The 17,416-nt window shown below is 60.0% G+C and carries 14 protein-coding genes and 2 tRNA genes; 14 read left to right on the forward strand and 2 right to left on the reverse strand.

What is annotated here, in order from left to right:
• Positions 1 to 50: 50 nt before the first annotated feature.
• Positions 51 to 137, reverse strand: a tRNA-Leu gene (locus tag J3P79_RS02935).
• Between the two features lie 177 nt (positions 138 to 314).
• A tRNA-Leu gene (locus tag J3P79_RS02940) sits at positions 315 to 401 on the reverse strand.
• A 226-nt stretch (positions 402 to 627) separates the two neighbouring features.
• Here J3P79_RS02940 and rnr point away from each other — a divergent pair.
• The 14 genes from rnr to J3P79_RS03010 all read left to right on the forward strand — a co-directional run bounded on the left by rnr (position 628) and on the right by J3P79_RS03010 (position 17,391).
• Positions 628 to 3,246 (forward strand): ribonuclease R, encoded by a 2,619-nt coding sequence (rnr, locus tag J3P79_RS02945; protein WP_434608028.1) that lies wholly within the window; start codon positions 628 to 630, stop codon positions 3,244 to 3,246.
• A complete protein-coding gene (gene rlmB, locus J3P79_RS02950; RefSeq protein ID WP_434608030.1) occupies positions 3,243 to 4,004 on the forward strand; it encodes a 23S rRNA (guanosine(2251)-2'-O)-methyltransferase RlmB in 762 nt (253 codons plus the stop codon). The genes rnr and rlmB overlap by 4 nt, the downstream gene beginning before the upstream one ends.
• A gap of 303 nt (positions 4,005 to 4,307) precedes the next feature.
• Positions 4,308 to 4,736, forward strand: coding sequence for a 30S ribosomal protein S6 (gene rpsF, locus J3P79_RS02955; RefSeq protein ID WP_003186395.1), 429 nt, complete (start codon positions 4,308 to 4,310; stop codon positions 4,734 to 4,736).
• Between the two features lie 28 nt (positions 4,737 to 4,764).
• Positions 4,765 to 4,995, forward strand: coding sequence for a 30S ribosomal protein S18 (gene rpsR, locus J3P79_RS02960; protein WP_002551829.1), 231 nt, complete (start codon positions 4,765 to 4,767; stop codon positions 4,993 to 4,995).
• Between the two features lie 36 nt (positions 4,996 to 5,031).
• Positions 5,032 to 5,925: a hypothetical protein gene (locus tag J3P79_RS02965; protein ID WP_434608032.1), complete on the forward strand. Its 894-nt coding sequence runs from the start codon at positions 5,032 to 5,034 to the stop codon at positions 5,923 to 5,925.
• An 18-nt stretch (positions 5,926 to 5,943) separates the two neighbouring features.
• Entirely contained in the window at positions 5,944 to 6,390 is a 447-nt protein-coding gene (gene rplI, locus J3P79_RS02970) for a 50S ribosomal protein L9 (protein ID WP_003186385.1), read from the forward strand.
• 117 nt (positions 6,391 to 6,507) lie between these two features.
• Positions 6,508 to 7,905, forward strand: coding sequence for a replicative DNA helicase (gene dnaB / locus J3P79_RS02975; protein ID WP_027911801.1), 1,398 nt, complete (start codon positions 6,508 to 6,510; stop codon positions 7,903 to 7,905).
• Between the two features lie 110 nt (positions 7,906 to 8,015).
• Entirely contained in the window at positions 8,016 to 10,316 is a 2,301-nt protein-coding gene (locus tag J3P79_RS02980; protein WP_434608033.1) for a YgiQ family radical SAM protein, read from the forward strand.
• Positions 10,317 to 10,597: 281 nt separating this feature from the next.
• Positions 10,598 to 11,518 carry an NAD synthetase gene (locus J3P79_RS02985; protein WP_434608035.1) on the forward strand — a complete coding sequence of 307 codons (921 nt, stop codon included), beginning with the start codon at positions 10,598 to 10,600 and terminating at the stop codon, positions 11,516 to 11,518.
• Positions 11,515 to 11,976: a hypothetical protein gene (locus J3P79_RS02990; RefSeq protein WP_434608037.1), complete on the forward strand. Its 462-nt coding sequence runs from the start codon at positions 11,515 to 11,517 to the stop codon at positions 11,974 to 11,976. The genes J3P79_RS02985 and J3P79_RS02990 overlap by 4 nt, the downstream gene beginning before the upstream one ends.
• Before the next feature lie 17 nt (positions 11,977 to 11,993).
• A complete protein-coding gene (locus J3P79_RS02995) occupies positions 11,994 to 12,449 on the forward strand; it encodes a hypothetical protein (protein WP_434608039.1) in 456 nt (151 codons plus the stop codon).
• 96 nt (positions 12,450 to 12,545) lie between these two features.
• The gene (locus J3P79_RS03000) at positions 12,546 to 13,472 is read left to right on the forward strand and encodes an NAD synthetase (protein ID WP_434608041.1); all 927 of its coding nucleotides are present in this window, start codon (positions 12,546 to 12,548) and stop codon (positions 13,470 to 13,472) included.
• The gene (locus tag J3P79_RS03005; RefSeq protein WP_434608042.1) at positions 13,469 to 13,930 is read left to right on the forward strand and encodes a hypothetical protein; all 462 of its coding nucleotides are present in this window, start codon (positions 13,469 to 13,471) and stop codon (positions 13,928 to 13,930) included. The genes J3P79_RS03000 and J3P79_RS03005 overlap by 4 nt, the downstream gene beginning before the upstream one ends.
• 176 nt (positions 13,931 to 14,106) lie before the next feature.
• Entirely contained in the window at positions 14,107 to 17,391 is a 3,285-nt protein-coding gene (locus J3P79_RS03010) for a DUF2126 domain-containing protein (protein ID WP_434608044.1), read from the forward strand.
• Positions 17,392 to 17,416 lie beyond the last annotated feature (25 nt).

The raw sequence follows: 17,416 nt of genomic DNA on the forward strand, positions 1-17,416 counted from the left end.
CTTTCGCGGGTTTCTGTGAGGTTCAAGGCGTGTGGCCTTGAAGCTTGAATTGGTGCCCAGAAGAAGACTCGAACTTCCACGACCTTGCGGTCACCAGCACCTGAAGCTGGCGTGTCTACCAATTTCACCATCTGGGCAGCATCTTCAGCGTTGCCGCTGTTGATGTGGCGCACTATACGGAGCGAGTTTTGATCTGTAAACCCCTGTTTTTATTTTGATAATTGCCAAACGCAATTGCAGAGGTGGAAACGCAAAAAACCCGCTTTCGCGGGTTTTTTTTGAAGCTGGCAGGCTACTGACCTGCTGCTCGAAATTGGTGCCCAGAAGAAGACTCGAACTTCCACGACCTTGCGGTCACCAGCACCTGAAGCTGGCGTGTCTACCAATTTCACCATCTGGGCAACATCGGCAACGTGTGTACGTCGTCGATGGCGCGCACTATACGGAGCGTGTTTTTAACTGTAAACCCCTGGGCGAAAAAAAAACGCTAAATTTCACGAGCGGTGCAATCAGGGGCTTCAAAGGCCTGTCGAAAGACTTTAGAAAAGGCATCTGACGCTTGAAATTTCCCGTTTCATTACGCCTATGCCAAACTAACCCGCATATAGACAAGGTGAAAACTCTCTAATGGCCGATTGGCAGTCCCTCGATCCCGAGGCCGCTCGTGAAGCGGAAAAATATGAAAACCCTATTCCTAGCCGCGAACTGATCCTGGCGCATCTCGCCGATCGGGGTTCGCCTGCTAGCCGTGAGCAGTTGGTCGAAGAATTCGGCCTGACCACCGAGGACCAGCTCGAAGCCCTGCGCCGCCGTCTGCGTGCCATGGAGCGCGATGCTCAACTCATCTACACCCGGCGCGGCACCTATGCCCCGGTCGACAAGCTCGATCTGATCCTGGGCCGTATCGCCGGTCACCGCGACGGCTTCGGTTTCCTGATTCCCGACGATGGCAGCGATGACCTGTTCATGAGCCCGGCGCAGATGCGCCTGGTGTTCGATGGCGACCGTGCACTTGCCCGGGTTTCCGGCCTGGACCGTCGCGGACGGCGCGAAGGCGTTATCGTCGAGGTGGTGTCCCGTGCACACGAAACCATCGTGGGGCGTTATTTCGAGGAAGGTGGCATCGGTTTTGTCGTTGCCGACAATCCGAAGATCCAGCAGGAAGTGCTGGTCACGCCAGGCCGCAATGCCAACGCGCAGATTGGCCAGTTCGTCGAGGTGAAGATTACCCACTGGCCAACCCCGCGCTTCCAGCCGCAAGGCGATGTGGTGGAAGTGGTCGGCAACTACATGGCGCCGGGGATGGAAATCGACGTTGCCCTGCGCACCTACGATATTCCTCACGTCTGGCCTGAAGCGGTCCTGAAAGAGGCCGCCAAGCTCAAGCCGGAAGTCGAAGAGAAAGACAAAGAGAAGCGCATCGACCTGCGTCACCTGCCGTTCGTCACCATCGACGGTGAAGACGCCCGGGATTTCGACGATGCGGTCTACTGCGAAGCCCGGCCTGGCAAGTTGCGCCTGTTCTCCGGTGGCTGGAAGTTGTACGTCGCCATTGCCGACGTCTCCAGCTACGTGAAGCTCGGTTCGGCGCTGGACGCCGAAGCCCAAGTGCGCGGCAACTCGGTGTATTTCCCCGAACGCGTCGTGCCGATGCTGCCCGAGCAGTTGTCGAACGGCCTTTGCTCGCTCAACCCTCACGTCGATCGCCTGGCCATGGTTTGCGAGATGACCATCTCCAAGGCCGGCGAGATGACGGACTACTGCTTCTATGAAGCCGTAATCCACTCCCACGCCCGCCTGACCTACAACAAGGTCAGCGCGATGCTGGAAACGCCGAAGCTGGCCGAGTCGCGCAAGCTGCGTGGCGAGTACACCGACGTCGTCCCGCACCTCAAGCAGCTCTATTCGTTGTACAAGGTGCTGCTGGCGGCGCGTCACGTGCGCGGCGCGATCGATTTCGAAACCCAGGAAACCCGAATCATCTTCGGCACCGAGCGCAAGATCGCCGAAATCCGGCCGACCGTGCGCAACGATGCCCACAAACTGATCGAGGAATGCATGCTGGCGGCCAACGTCGCCACGGCCGAATTCCTGAAAAAGCATGAAATCCCAGCCTTGTATCGGGTCCACGACGGCCCGCCGCCCGAGCGCCTGGAAAAACTGCGGGCGTTCCTCGGCGAGCTGGGCCTGTCCCTGCACAAAGGCAAGGAAGGCCCCTCGCCGAAGGATTACCAGGCCCTGCTGGCGAGCATCAAGGATCGTCCCGATTTCCATTTGATCCAGACTGTGATGCTGCGCTCGTTGAGCCAGGCGGTGTACAGCGCCGACAACCAAGGCCACTTCGGCCTGAATTACGAAGCCTATACCCACTTCACCTCGCCGATCCGCCGCTACCCCGACCTGCTCACGCACCGGGCCATCCGCAGCGTGATCCATTCGAAGATGAACACCCCGCACGTCAAGCGTGCCGGTGCGATGACCATTCCGAAGGCGCGTATCTACCCGTACGACGAAGCGGCCTTGGAGCAGCTTGGCGAGCAATGCTCGATGAGCGAGCGGCGCGCCGACGAAGCGACTCGCGACGTAGTGAACTGGCTCAAGTGCGAATACATGAAGGATCGCGTGGGTGAGTCGTTCCCGGGCGTGATCACTGCCGTGACCGGCTTCGGCCTGTTCGTCGAACTGACCGATATCTACGTCGAGGGGCTGGTGCACGTCACGGCGCTGCCGGGCGATTACTACCACTTCGACCCTGTGCACCACCGCCTGGCGGGCGAGCGCACCGGTCGCAGCTTCCGTCTTGGCGATACCGTCGAAGTGCGGGTAATGCGCGTCGACCTCGACGAGCGCAAGATCGACTTCGAGATGGCGGAAAAAACCATCAGCGCGCCGATCGGTCGCAAAAAACGCGGCCCCGAGACCGCCGCGCCTGCGGCCAAGACCGCAGCCGAGCCGGCATCGTCCAAGTCCGGGCGTCGCGGTCCGGCCAAGGAAAAGGCCGTCGAAGCCTATCGCCCGAGCGATGCCGCGGCGAAAAACGCCGAACTGCGCAAAAGCCGAGAAATGAAACAGGCCTTGCTGGCCGAAGCCAAGAGCGGCGGTAAAGCGGCGTCTGGCGGCAAAACTGGACGGTCGGCTCCCGACAAGGCGAGCAGCAAGCCGAGCAAACATCGTAAAGGCCCGCCGAAAGCGGGCTCGGCCCCAGCCAAGAGTGGCGGGGCGCGTAAACCCAAGGCCAAGTCATGAGTCAACTGGAAAAAATCTACGGCGTGCATGCCGTGGAAGCGTTGCTGCGTCACCACCCCAAGCGGGTCAAGCAGATCTGGCTGGCGGAAGGGCGTAGCGATCCGCGCGTCCAGACCCTGGTTGAGCTGGCCGGTGAAAACCGTGTTGCGCTCGGCCAGGCCGAGCGGCGCGAGATGGACGCCTGGGTCGAGGGCGTGCACCAGGGCGTCGTGGCCGAGGTGAGTCCGAGCCAGGTGTGGGGCGAAGCGATGCTTGACGAACTCCTGGATCGCACCGAAGGCGCACCCCTGCTGCTGGTGCTGGACGGCGTGACCGACCCGCACAACCTTGGCGCCTGCCTGCGTTCGGCGGATGCTGCCGGCGCGCTGGCGGTGATCGTGCCTAAAGACAAGTCGGCGACGTTGACGCCGGTAGTACGCAAAGTCGCCTGCGGCGCGGCGGAAGTGATTCCGTTGGTGGCAGTGACCAACCTTGCGCGGACTCTGGAAAAGCTCCAGCAGCGCGGCCTGTGGGTTGTCGGCACGGCGGGCGAGGCCGAGGTCAGCATTTATGACCAGGACCTGACCGGCCCAACGATCCTGATCATGGGGGCCGAAGGCAAGGGTATGCGCCGGCTGACCCGCGAACACTGCGATTACCTGGTCAAGCTGCCGATGGCTGGCAGCGTGAGCAGCCTCAATGTCTCGGTCGCCACGGGTGTGTGCCTGTTCGAGGCCCTGCGTCAGCGTGGCGCCAAGGCGGCGGCCAAAAAAGCCTGATCTTGCAGTAACCCCTGTGGGAGCGAGCTTGCTCGCGATGACGGTGTATCAGTGACGCGAAAGTCGACTGGTATGCCGCTATCGCGAGCAAGCTCGCTCCCACACTGGTCTGTGCGGAACTGAAATTGCTGGTTGTTCAAATAATCACCAATTGCCTTGCGCCGCCCTCGGCCCTTCTCTACAATTGCGCCCCTTGCTGTGATGGCAGGCACTTATGTGTCTAGCGTCCTCAAGTCCATAAGTGTCATTCACTCCTTGTCTGACCGTTTTTGAGCGGCAGGCTACAACCCGTAAGGAGCATTCATGCGTCATTACGAAATCATCTTTTTGGTCCACCCGGATCAAAGCGAGCAAGTCGGCGGCATGGTTGAGCGTTACACCAAGCTGATCGAAGAAGACGGCGGCAAAATCCACCGTCTGGAAGATTGGGGCCGTCGTCAACTGGCCTACGCAATCAACAATGTTCACAAGGCTCACTACGTGATGCTGAACGTTGAGTGCACCGGCAAGGCCCTGGCCGAGCTGGAAGACAACTTCCGCTACAACGATGCAGTGATCCGTAACCTGGTCATCCGTCGCGAAGAAGCCGTTACCGGCCAATCCGAGATGCTCAAGGCTGAAGAAAACCGCAGTGAGCGCCGTGAGCGTCGCGACCGTCCTGAGCACTCTGACAGCGCCGATGGCGATGACAGCGATAGCGACAGCGACAACAGCGATAACGCTGACGAGTAATCCACGGACCTTTTAAGGAGCCAATCACATGGCACGTTTCTTCCGTCGTCGTAAATTCTGCCGCTTCACCGCTGAAGACGTGAAAGAGATCGATTACAAAGATCTCAACACCCTGAAAGCCTACGTATCCGAGACCGGCAAAATCGTTCCAAGCCGTATCACCGGTACCAAAGCTCGTTATCAGCGTCAGCTGGCCACCGCTATCAAGCGCGCCCGCTTCCTGGCCCTGCTGGCCTACACCGACAGCCACGGCCGCTGAGACCGGGCAGTCGACAAGTAGTAAGGGATTGAATGCATGCGCGCCTTAGCTGAGTTCATCATGCGCGGTCGTATGCAGGCCACTCTGGTAGTGGCTGGATGCGCGGCATTGCCGTTGTTGTATTGGTTGGGTGCTGCCGCCGGGAGTCTTGTACTCCTGCGGCGCGGATTGAGGGACGCCTTGGGCGTTCTTGCTCTGGGACTGCTGCCGGCTTTGCTCTGGTGGCTGTATTCCGCGGACCCACGTGCAGTCATGGTGCTGCTCGGGTCTTCGGCGCTGGCGTTGGTGTTGCGCGCCAGTGAATCCTGGAACCGCGTGCTGCTGGTCAGCATAGCGATAGGCGTGGTGTTTTCAGTGGTGCTCGGGGTGGCTTTTGCGCCCCAGATCGAGATGCTGTCGCAGGCTTTGATAAAAATCCTGCCCGAGGCGCTCGGTGATCTCTACCAGCAGATGTCGGTAGAGGAGCAGGCGCGTTTCGCGTCCCTGATTGCCCCCGTCCTGACCGGACTGATTGCGGCCTTGTTGCAAATCGTCAGTGTGCTGAGCCTGGTTATCGGGCGCTACTGGCAGGCGTTGTTGTACAACCCGGGTGGTTTTGGTCGCGAGTTTCGCGCCATCCGCTTCCCGCTTGGGCTGGCGATGTTGCTGTTGGCGGGCATGCTCCTGGGGCCGAACTTCGGTCCGCAGATGGCAATGCTCACGCCGCTGTGCAGTGTACCGCTGGTCTTTGCCTCGCTGGCCCTGATTCACGGGCTGGTGGCGCAAAAGCGACTGGCCAGGTTCTGGCTGGTGGGGTTGTACGTCACGCTGTTGCTGTTCATGCAGCTGATCTATCCGTTGCTGGTGGTCCTGGCCATCGTCGACAGCCTGATTGATTTTCGCGGTCGTATGGCGCCGAAAGACGCCGACAGCGCGAACGGTGAAGGTTAAAAGTTAGAGGATTTTCACATGCAACTGATCCTTCTGGAAAAAATCGCCAACCTGGGCAACCTGGGCGACAAAGTAAACGTTAAGGCCGGCTACGGTCGTAACTACCTGCTGCCTTTCGGCAAAGCCACCGCTGCGACCGCTGCCAACCTGGCTGCGTTCGAAGAGCGTCGCGCTGAGCTGGAAAAAGCCGCTGCAGACCGTAAGGCATCGGCTGAAAGCCGTGCTGCCCAACTGGCCGAGCTGGAAGTGACCATCACTGCCACCGCTGGCGACGAAGGCAAGCTGTTCGGTTCGATCGGTACTCACGACATCGCTGACGCACTGACCGCCTCCGGCGTTGAAGTTGCGAAAAGCGAAGTTCGTCTGCCGAACGGCACCATCCGCAACGTAGGCGAATTCGACGTAGCCGTGCACCTGCACGCCGAAGTTGAAGCCACCGTACGCGTTGTCGTGGTAGCAGCCTAAGCAACACCTGTCGGTTGGCACCCTCGGGTGCTTGCCGGTAACATCGGGCACGATCCTGTCTACAGGTCGTGCCCTTTGTCTTTCTGCAATTCCTGATTTTCATAACCAGACGTGGCCATGAACGAAATCACCGCCCCCGAGCAATATGATCTGCAAACCGCTGCCCTGAAGGTGCCTCCGCATTCCATCGAGGCCGAACAGGCTGTACTCGGTGGCCTGATGCTGGACAACAACGCCTGGGAACGTGTGCTCGATCAAGTTTCCGACGGCGATTTCTACCGGCATGACCACCGCCTGATTTTCCGTGCGATCGCCCGTCTGGCCGATCAGAACATGCCCATCGACGTTGTCACCCTGGCCGAGCAATTGGACAAGGAAGGGCAGACGTCCCAGGTCGGCGGCCTGGGTTACCTCGGCGAACTGGCGAAAAACACGCCGTCGGTCGCCAACATCAAGGCCTATGCGCAGATCGTGCGCGAGCGGGCGACCTTGCGTCAGTTGATCGGCATCAGCACTGAGATCGCCGACAGCGCCTTCAACCCGGAAGGGCGCACCGCCGCCGAGATTCTCGACGAAGCCGAGCGGCAGATCTTCCAGATCGCCGAGGCCCGGCCGAAAACCGGCGGCCCGGTGAGTGTCAACGACCTGCTGACCAAGGCCATCGACCGCATCGACACCCTGTTCAACACCGACAACGCGATCACCGGCCTGTCCACCGGCTACACCGACCTCGACGAGAAGACCAGCGGCCTGCAACCGTCCGACCTGATCATCGTCGCCGGTCGTCCGTCCATGGGTAAGACCACCTTTGCGATGAACCTGGTGGAAAATGCCGTGCTGCGCAGCGACAAGGCAGTGCTGGTGTACTCCCTCGAGATGCCAGGCGAATCGCTGATCATGCGTATGCTCTCGTCCCTGGGGCGTATCGACCAGACCAAAGTCCGTTCCGGCCAACTGGAAGACGACGACTGGCCGCGCCTGACCTCGGCGGTCAACCTGCTCAATGATCGAAAGTTGTTCATCGACGATACGGCGGGTATCAGCCCGTCGGAAATGCGCGCCCGGACCCGGCGGCTGGTGCGCGAGCACGGTGACATCGCGCTGATCATGATCGACTACCTGCAATTGATGCAGATCCCCGGCTCCAGCGGTGACAACCGGACGAACGAGATTTCCGAGATCTCCCGTTCCCTCAAGGCCCTGGCCAAGGAATTCAACTGTCCGGTCGTGGCCCTGTCCCAGTTGAACCGCTCCCTGGAACAGCGCCCCAACAAGCGCCCGGTGAACTCCGACTTGCGGGAGTCCGGAGCGATCGAGCAGGACGCCGACGTGATCATGTTCGTCTACCGCGACGAGGTGTATCACCCCGAGACGGAGCACAAGGGCATTGCCGAGATCATCATCGGCAAGCAGCGGAACGGCCCGATCGGCTTCATCCGCCTGGCGTTCATCGGTAAATACACGCGCTTCGAAAACCTGGCGCCGGGTAGCTACAATTTTGATGACGACGAGTAACCCGCTCCCACGGGGGTGCCACTAATTTCCGACCATAGCCGTCGGAATTGATCAAATTTTGTGCTATATTCCGCGCCCGCGATTTTTCATCCTTTATACCGGTCATCGACATGCAAGCAGCCAAGCCGTTATTTGACTATCCCAAGTACTGGGCCGAATGTTTCGGCCCGGCGCCGTTCCTGCCGATGAGCAGGGAGGAGATGGATCAGCTCGGCTGGGATTCGTGCGACATCATCATCGTCACCGGTGATGCCTACGTCGATCACCCGTCGTTCGGCATGGCGATCATTGGCCGTCTGCTGGAAGCCCAGGGCTTTCGTGTCGGGATCATCGCCCAGCCGAACTGGCAGTCCAAAGACGACTTCATGAAGCTCGGCGAGCCCAACCTGTTTTTCGGCGTCGCGGCCGGCAACATGGACTCGATGATCAACCGCTACACCGCCGACAAGAAAATCCGCTCCGATGACGCCTACACCCCCGGTGGCCTGGCGGGCAAGCGGCCGGACCGTGCGAGCCTGGTCTATAGCCAGCGCTGCAAGGAAGCCTACAAGCACGTGCCGATCGTGCTCGGCGGTATCGAAGCGTCCTTGCGCCGCATCGCCCATTACGATTACTGGCAGGACCGGGTGCGCAACTCGATCCTGATCGACGCTTGCGCCGACATCCTGCTCTACGGCAACGCCGAGCGGGCAATTGTTGAAGTCGCCCAGCGCCTGTCCTACGGTCATAAGATCGAAGACATCACCGACGTGCGCGGCACCGCGTTCATCCGCCGTGACACGCCGAAAGACTGGTACGAAGTCGACTCCACGCGCATCGACCGCCCGGGCAAGATCGACAAGATCATCAACCCGTACGTGAATACCCAGGACACCGCAGCCTGCGCCATCGAGCAAGAGAAGGGGCCGGTTGAAGATCCGAGCGAAGCCAAGGTCGTGCAGATCCTGGCGAGCCCGAAAATGACCCGCGACAAAACCGTGATCCGTCTGCCGTCGGTGGAAAAGGTCCGTGGCGACGCGGTGCTCTACGCTCACGCCAACCGCGTGCTGCATCTGGAAACCAACCCGGGCAACGCCCGCGCCCTGGTGCAGAAGCACGGTGAAGTCGACGTCTGGTTCAACCCGCCGCCCATTCCGATGACCACTGAAGAAATGGACTACGTGTTTGGCATGCCTTACGCACGTGTTCCTCATCCGGCGTACGGCAAGGAGAAGATCCCGGCCTACGAGATGATCCGTTTCTCGGTGAACATCATGCGCGGCTGCTTTGGCGGCTGCACCTTTTGCTCGATTACCGAGCACGAAGGCCGGATCATCCAGAACCGTTCCGAAGAGTCGATCATTCGCGAGATCGAAGAGATCCGCGACAAGGTCCCGGGCTTCACTGGCGTCATCTCCGACCTCGGCGGCCCGACCGCGAACATGTACCGCATCGCCTGCAAGAGCCCGGAAATCGAATCCGCGTGTCGCAAGCCGTCCTGCGTGTTCCCTGGCATCTGCCCGAACCTGAACACCGACCATTCTTCGCTGATTCAGCTGTACCGCAGCGCTCGGGCCTTGCCTGGGGTGAAAAAAATCCTGATTGCCTCCGGCCTGCGCTACGACCTGGCGGTCGAGTCGCCGGAGTACGTCAAGGAGCTGGTGACCCACCACGTCGGCGGTTACCTGAAGATCGCCCCGGAGCATACCGAGGAAGGTCCGCTCAACCAGATGATGAAGCCGGGCATCGGCAGCTATGACAAGTTCAAGCGGATGTTCGAGAAGTACACCAAGGAAGCCGGGAAAGAGCAGTACCTGATTCCGTACTTCATCGCGGCTCACCCAGGCACCACCGACGAAGACATGATGAACCTGGCGCTGTGGCTCAAGGGCAACGGTTTCCGGGCCGACCAGGTGCAGGCGTTCTACCCGTCGCCGATGGCTACCGCCACCGCCATGTACCACTCGGGCAAGAACCCGCTGCGCAAGGTCACCTACAAGAGCGACGCGGTGACCATCGTCAAGAGCGAGGAGCAGCGCCGCCTGCACAAGGCCTTCCTGCGTTATCACGACCCGAAAGGCTGGCCGATGCTGCGCGAAGCGTTGACCCGCATGGGCCGCGCCGACCTGATCGGCCCGGGCAAGAACCAGTTGATTCCACTGCACCAGCCAGCGACCGACAGCTATCAGAGCGCCCGTCGCAAGAACTCGACGCCGGCTGGCAGCCATAAAGTGGCCAAGGAAACCACCAAGATCCTGACCCAGCACACCGGCTTGCCGCCGCGCGCCAGTGATGGTGGCAATGCCTGGGACAAGCGCGAGCAAGCCAAGGCTGCCGCGTTCGCCCGCAATCAGAAGGCTGCCAAGGAACGCAAGGACGCCGCCAAGGGCAAAGGACCGAAACCGGCGCGCAAGCCTGTCGTGCCGCGCTGATCACCCTGCCGCCTCGCAAAACGCCAGCCTAAGTGCTGGCGTTTTGCTTTCTAGCGGCGGTGCTGGCCGTTTGTTATCGTGGCGCCCGCATAGCCTTTGTGGCGAGGGAGCTTGCTCCCGCTGGGCTGCGAAGCGGCCCCAGACAATCCCATGCAAGGTTTCCAGATAGACCGTGCCGCCCGGTTTACGACGGCTTCGCCGCCGAGCGGGAGCAAGCTCCCTCGCCACAGTATTGTGTGTGGATAAAGACTTACTTCTTCCGATTCTCAAGGACGATTCATATGAGCACTCCGTTACCCGGCATCGGCATGGACAACAGCATCTCCCAGATGATGGCCCGCCGCCGCATTGAAAGCCAAATCAACCTGCCACGGCTGTTCGCCTCCATTGACGCCGATCCGAGTATCGTCGGTGCAGGCGTGGTGTATATCGACGCCGAGTTCAATGTAGTGACCCTGCGTGAGTTCAAGCCGATCTGCAGCATCAAGCCCAAGCGGATCATTTTGCGCGAGGCGCAGAAATATATTGCGCCGGCTCAGTTTGCTCAGCAGGTTCAGGACAATCCACGGGAATCGCGATTAGTCGGCGAAGCGATCAATACTTCCTTGTCGTGTGCAGGGGCCGTTATCGGTTGGGTCGTGGTACTCAGCGGCTCTGTAGCTATCCCATTTTCAGCAGGGGCAAGCACCGCGATCGCCGTGTTGGGTTATACCGCCGCCGCGGCCAGCACAGCGCAATGTTTTGCGAGCGGTTATCGCATGCGCAATGAAATCAGTAACCCAGCCCGAAACGATCAGCTCGACAGTGAGGAGTGGTACCAGAACACCATGATTGTGCTGGATGCCGCGGCGTTGGTTGGGGTCGGGGCATCGTCGCTGACGACTCTCAAACTGGTCAGATTGAATAAAGCTGCCACGGGCAAAAGTGTGAGGGAGGTGCTCCGGGGCCTGAATCGACAGGAGCGAGCCAAACTGACCAAAGAGTTGCTGACTATCAATGACCCTCGCCTGACCTCCAAACTGCTCAAACTCAAGCAACTGTCTGGCGAGTTACCCAAGCGCTTTACGCCCACTCAAATCAAGCATGCCACCGTCACACAGATTCGGGATGCCCTGGGAGCCGCCATCGGCTTGACGGGAAGCGCGATTTCCGGGAACGTCCGGACCATTGCAGTGGGGTTGTACGAGGAGATCGAAGAATGAATGGACAGCCCCGTGTGCGCGTTTTTCTCATCCAATATTTTCCGGTCTTCATGGGCGCGATATTCGCGTCGGTCTTCGCTCTGGTTTTTGCTGTTCCCCTTTTTTTTGACAGCTATTTTCAAGCCCTTTCGTTGGCGGATAACGCCAAGTGGTCTTTTTTTGGAGGCGTCGCGCTTACGCTTGTCATCGTGCATTGCAATTTCATGATTGCCCGTGGGCGCCCCGTTTGGGTGTGGCCGATGGTTGCGGTGTTGGGGCTGTGTTTTTTTTGCGTCCTGCCCACGATCGCTTATCGGCCTGATAGGTTGATTTACAGTTTGAGTTTGCTGTTCCCGTTGCTGGCGCTGCTGCTGCTCAACAGCAAACGCCACCGGGAAATGCGTGCTCGACTTTTGGAGATCCGCCACGAACGTCAGCGGATCAAGCGTGAGACCAGGCAGCAGAGCCGATCAAGCTAATGCGCGGGGGTTAGTTGATGGACCGCAAGCATTCATTGAACGCGTTCCTTGCTCACTATTTTCCAACCTTCATAGGCGCCTTTTTTCTAGCCTGTTTTGCGGTTTCCGCTTCGATTTCATTGGCCTCAAGTACTTATTTTCGAGGCGATCCTGAGCGGGCTAAATATTCTTTTCTAATTGCACTGGTGCTATCTCTGCTCTTGGCGTTGAGTCATTTCTTCATGATCAGAGGGCGGTCGTGGGGTGTTCGGGCCATCGTTGTGTTCTATCTCGTTTGCCTCTTCATTGTCCTTCCCTCCTACGGCTATAGACCGCATCCCGTTGCCTATGTGACTGGGTTGTTGTTCCCGTTGCTGGGGTTGCTATTGCTCAACAGCAAACGCCACCGCGAGATGCGCAGCAAGCTCGTCGAAATCCGCCACCAGCGCGAGCGCATCCTCCAGTCCGCAAAGACGTCGCGACCGCGCCGCTGAGTCGGTGTCGTCAGGCTAGAAATCTGAGCTGGCGTAGATACTTCAGGGCACGGCACAATAAAAAATCAACTCTCCAATTCTTCAAGGACGATTCATATGAGCAGCGCCGCAACAGGCATCGGGATGGACCTGAGCTTTTCCCAGTTCATGGCCCGCAAACGGATCGAAAGCCAAGTCAACCTGCCGCGTCTGTTCGCTGCCATCGATGCCGATCCCAACATCGCCGGTGCGGGCGTGGTGTACATCGATTCCGAGTACAACGTGGTGACGCTGCGCGAATTCAAGCCGATTTGCAGCATCGCACCCAAGCGAGTCATCTTGCGCGAGGCGAAGAAATACATCGCCCCACAGCAATTCATTGACCAGGTAAAAAGCAGTCCGCGTGAGTCAAAGCTCGGGACTGAGTCGATGAATGCCGGTTTTTCCTGTGTCGCCGCGGTCATCGGTTGGGTGGTGGTATTCAGTGGGAGCGTCGCGGTGCCCTTTACGGCAGGCGCCAGTGCCTTTGTCGTTGCCTTGGGCGCCGCTGCCGCGACGGCCAGTACCGCGCAGTGCGTTATTGGTGGGATGCGGGTGGCGAATGAGCTGACCAATCCTACTGGCAACGATGAAATGAACGACGCCGATTGGTACAACATCGTGAGCCCCATTCTTGACGGTGTTTCCCTTGTGGGCGTCGGTGGCTCGGCTCTCACGACTGTTCGGCTGCTGAAGGCCAACAAAGCGGCGGGCACCGGGAAGAGCTGGTATCAGTTGCTCAAGGGCCTGAGTCGTCAGGAGCGCAGCAAATTGACCAAGGAATTGTTGACGCTGAAAGATCCGAGTCTTACCGCGAAGCTGCTTAAACTGCAGCAACGAGCGGGTGCCTTGCCCAAGCGTTATTCTTCCGCTGAAATCAGGCACGCTACGCTGACTCAGATAAAGGATTCTCTCGGAGGCGCTTTGGGGGTCATTGGCAGTTATACCGGCGATGGCGCCGTGAAGACTGTCGCCGTCGGACTGTATGAGGAGTTCACCGAATGATCGGCGGCGGATCAATGAAGCAGTTCCTCGCCCGTTATTTTCCGGTGTTCATGGGCACGATCTTCCTGGGTTGTTTTTCCGGGTCTGCGCTGCTCGTTTTGTCCGCAGGCACTTATTGGCGTGCCTTGGAGCCTTCCGTCAGGAGCAACTATGTTGGGCTCGGCACGTTGGCTCTGGTGAGTGTCCTGGTTCTGGGAAATCTCCTGATCGCACGCGGACGCGTCTGGGCGATCTGGTGGGTGACGAGTTATTTCCTTGCCTGTCTGGCGGCGGTGTTGCCGACGTTTGCTTATGGACCGCATCAAGGTGTGTACGTATTTGCGGTGCTGTTGCCGTTACTGGGACTACTACTGCTCAACAGCAAACGCCACCGGGAAATGCGCAGCAAGCTCATCGAAATCCGTCACCAACGCGAACGCATCCTCCAGTCCGCCAAGGCCTCGCGCCCGCGCCGCTGAGTCGATTCGCTACCGCCCCGCGCCGCATTTATGTGCGGCCTTTGCAGATCAATACAGGCATCGCGCGGTTTTAGTGCTCTACTGCCCTGAGTAGATGTTGAAAGTGTCCGGCCTGCCTGCATGGCATAAGTCTTGCGCCGCTTTCGATAACGCCCAGGCTCCGCAGGAGGCACGCCGTGTCGATCCATGTCGCTTTGCACCATGTCACACACTATCGCTACGAGCGCGCTGTCGAACTCGGTCCGCAGATCGTTCGCCTGCGCCCGGCGGCCCACAGCCGCACGCGCATTCTTTCCTACGCGTTGAAGGTCTCGCCCGATCAGCATTTCATCAATTGGCAACAAGACCCACAGGGCAATTACCTGGCGCGGTTGGTGTTCCCGGAAAAGACCGATGAGCTGCGGGTCGAGGTCGACCTGGTCGCCGAAATGGCGGTGTTCAACCCGTTCGATTTTTTCCTCGAGCCTTACGCCGAGAAGATCCCGTTCACCTACGCGGCTGACGAAAAACACGAGCTGATGCCCTATCTGGAAAAGCTCCCGCTGACCCCGAAGTTCAAGGCTTATCTGGACGGCATCGACCGCACACCGTTGCCGGCGGTGGATTTCCTGGTGGCGCTCAACCAGCGCCTGAGCGAAGACATCAACTACCTGATCCGCATGGAACCCGGCGTGCAAACGCCAGAACACACCCTGGAGCACGCGTCCGGCTCATGCCGCGACTCGGCGTGGCTGCTGGTGCAACTGTTGCGTCACCTGGGTTTGGCGGCGCGTTTTGTCTCGGGTTACTTGATCCAGTTGACTGCCGACGTGAAAAGCCTCGACGGCCCGTCCGGTACGGAAGTGGACTTTACCGACCTGCATGCCTGGTGTGAGGTGTACCTGCCCGGCGCCGGCTGGATTGGCCTGGATGCGACCTCCGGATTGTTCGCGGGCGAAGGGCATATTCCCTTGGCGTGTAGTCCGGATCCGTCCTCGGCGGCGCCGATCAGTGGTCTGGTGGAACCGTGCGAGTGTGAGTTCAGCCATGAAATGTCCGTCGAGCGGATCTGGGAAGCGCCTCGGGTCACCAAGCCTTACACCGAAGAACAATGGCTGGCGATCCAGGCGTTGGGCCGGCAGATCGATGGTGACCTGTTGGAAGGTGACGTGCGCCTGACCATGGGCGGTGAACCGACTTTCGTATCCATCGATGACCCGGACGGTGCCGAGTGGAACACCGCGGCGCTTGGGCCGGACAAGCGTCGCCTCTCGGCCGAGCTGTTCCAGCGCATGCGCGAGCATTATGCGCCGCAAGGCCTGGTGCATTTCGGCCAGGGCAAGTGGTACCCCGGCGAGCAATTGCCACGCTGGTCGCTCAACTGTTATTGGCGGCGTGACGGGGTGCCGATCTGGCATGACAGCGCCTTGATTGCCGACGAGCAGAAAGACTACGACGCCGATGGCGAGCTGGCGGGCCGTTTTCTGGCGAGTGTCGCCGAACGCTTGAAGATTCCCACACGATTCGTGTTTCCCGCCTACGAAGACAACTTCCATTACCTGTGGCGCGAAGGCACGTTGCCTTCGAATGTGACGGCTGAGGATTCCCGGCTGGAAGAACCGCTGGAGCGGGCGCGGTTGCGCAAAGTCTTCAGTCAGGGCTTGGGCAAGGTGATTGGCCAAGTCCTGCCGCTGGCGCGTACTGCCAAGGGCGACCAATGGCAAAGCGGGCGCTGGTACTTGCGCGACGATCACTGCCGGCTGGTGCCGGGGGATTCGCCGTTGGGCTATCGCTTGCCACTCGCGTCCCAACCGTGGGTGACGGCGGCCGAATATCCGTTCATCCATCCCACCGACCCGAACCAGGACTTGCCCGAGTTGCCCGACACCGAGCAGTTGAACCGTCACGGTGAGCCGGCTCTGGAGCAGGAGCGCGTGCCGAAGATCGACGAATCGGCCGATTGGCTGACCCGCACCGCCTTCTGTGCCGAGGCCAGGGAAGGACGGCTGTACCTGTTCATGCCGCCGCTGGAGCGGGTCGAGGATTACCTGGAACTGGTCAGCGCCATCGAAGCGACGGCGCAGGAACTGAGCTGCCCTGTGTTGCTGGAGGGCTACGAGCCGCCGAGCGACCCGCGCCTGAGCAATTTCCGTATCACGCCGGACCCGGGCGTGATCGAGGTCAACGTACAGCCTTCGGCGAGCTGGGAGGAGTTGGTCGAGCGCACTGAGTTTCTCTACGAGCAAGCGCGACTGAACCGGCTGACCACCGAGAAATTCCTGATCGACGGTCGGCACACCGGGACCGGTGGCGGTAACCATTTCGTACTGGGCGGCGCGACACCGGCTGACTCACCGTTCCTGCGGCGTCCGGACTTGCTGCGCAGCCTGATCAGCTACTGGCATAACCACCCGTCGTTGTCCTACCTGTTTTCCGGATTGTTCATCGGCCCGACCTCCCAGGCGCCGCGCGTGGACGAGGCGCGCAACGACGCGTTGTACGAGCTGGAAGTCGCCTTTACGCAAATGCCGAAGCCCGGCGAGGAGTGCCCGCCGTGGCGGGTGGATCGACTGCTACGCAATCTATTGATCGACGTGACCGGCAATACCCATCGCGCCGAGTTCTGCATCGACAAGCTCTACTCGCCGGACGGCGCCACCGGCCGTCTCGGCTTGCTGGAGCTGCGCGCTTTCGAAATGCCGCCCCATGCCCGCATGAGCCTGACCCAGCAATTGCTGTTGCGGGCGCTGGTGGCGCGCTTCTGGCGTGAGCCCTATGCACCGGCCAAGCTGGCGCGCTGGGGCACCGAGCTGCATGATCGTTTTTTGTTGCCGCACTTCATCGAGCAGGATTTCGCCGAGGTCATCGAAGAGCTCAATGGCGCCGGTTATCCGCTGCGTGCCGAGTGGTTCGCCGCGCACCTGGAGTTCCGCTTTCCCAAGGTCGGCGATTATGCGGTCAACGGTATCGAGCTGCAGTTGCGCCAGGCACTGGAGCCCTGGCATGTGCTGGGCGAAGAAGGCTCGGCGGGCGGCACGGTGCGTTATGTGGACTCGTCCCTGGAGCGCTTGCAGATCAAGCTCACGGGGTTGGCACCGCAACGTTATCTGCTGACCTGCAATGGCGTGCCGGTGCCGTTGCAGCCCACCGGCCGGGTAGGTGAATTCGTCGCCGGGGTACGTTTCCGCGCCTGGCAACCGTTCAACTGCTTGCAGCCGACGATCCCGGTCCATGCGCCGCTGGTCTTCGATGTGCTCGACACCTGGATGCAGCGCTCCCTGGGCGGCTGCCAATACCACGTGGCGCATCCGGGCGGCCGCAACTATGACAGCCTGCCGGTGAATGCCAACGAAGCTGAGAGTCGGCGGATGGCGCGGTTTTTCCGGATCGGACATACGCCCGGGAAACTTCCGATACCCGACCTGGCGACGGATGACGAGTTTCCGTTCACGCTCGATCTGCGGCGGTTCCAAGGGGCTTGAAGAATAAGTAGATCTCGTGGCGAGG

Source organism: Pseudomonas sp. R1-7 (genome assembly GCF_051132105.1).
Taxonomy (GTDB): Bacteria; Pseudomonadota; Gammaproteobacteria; order Pseudomonadales; family Pseudomonadaceae; genus Aquipseudomonas.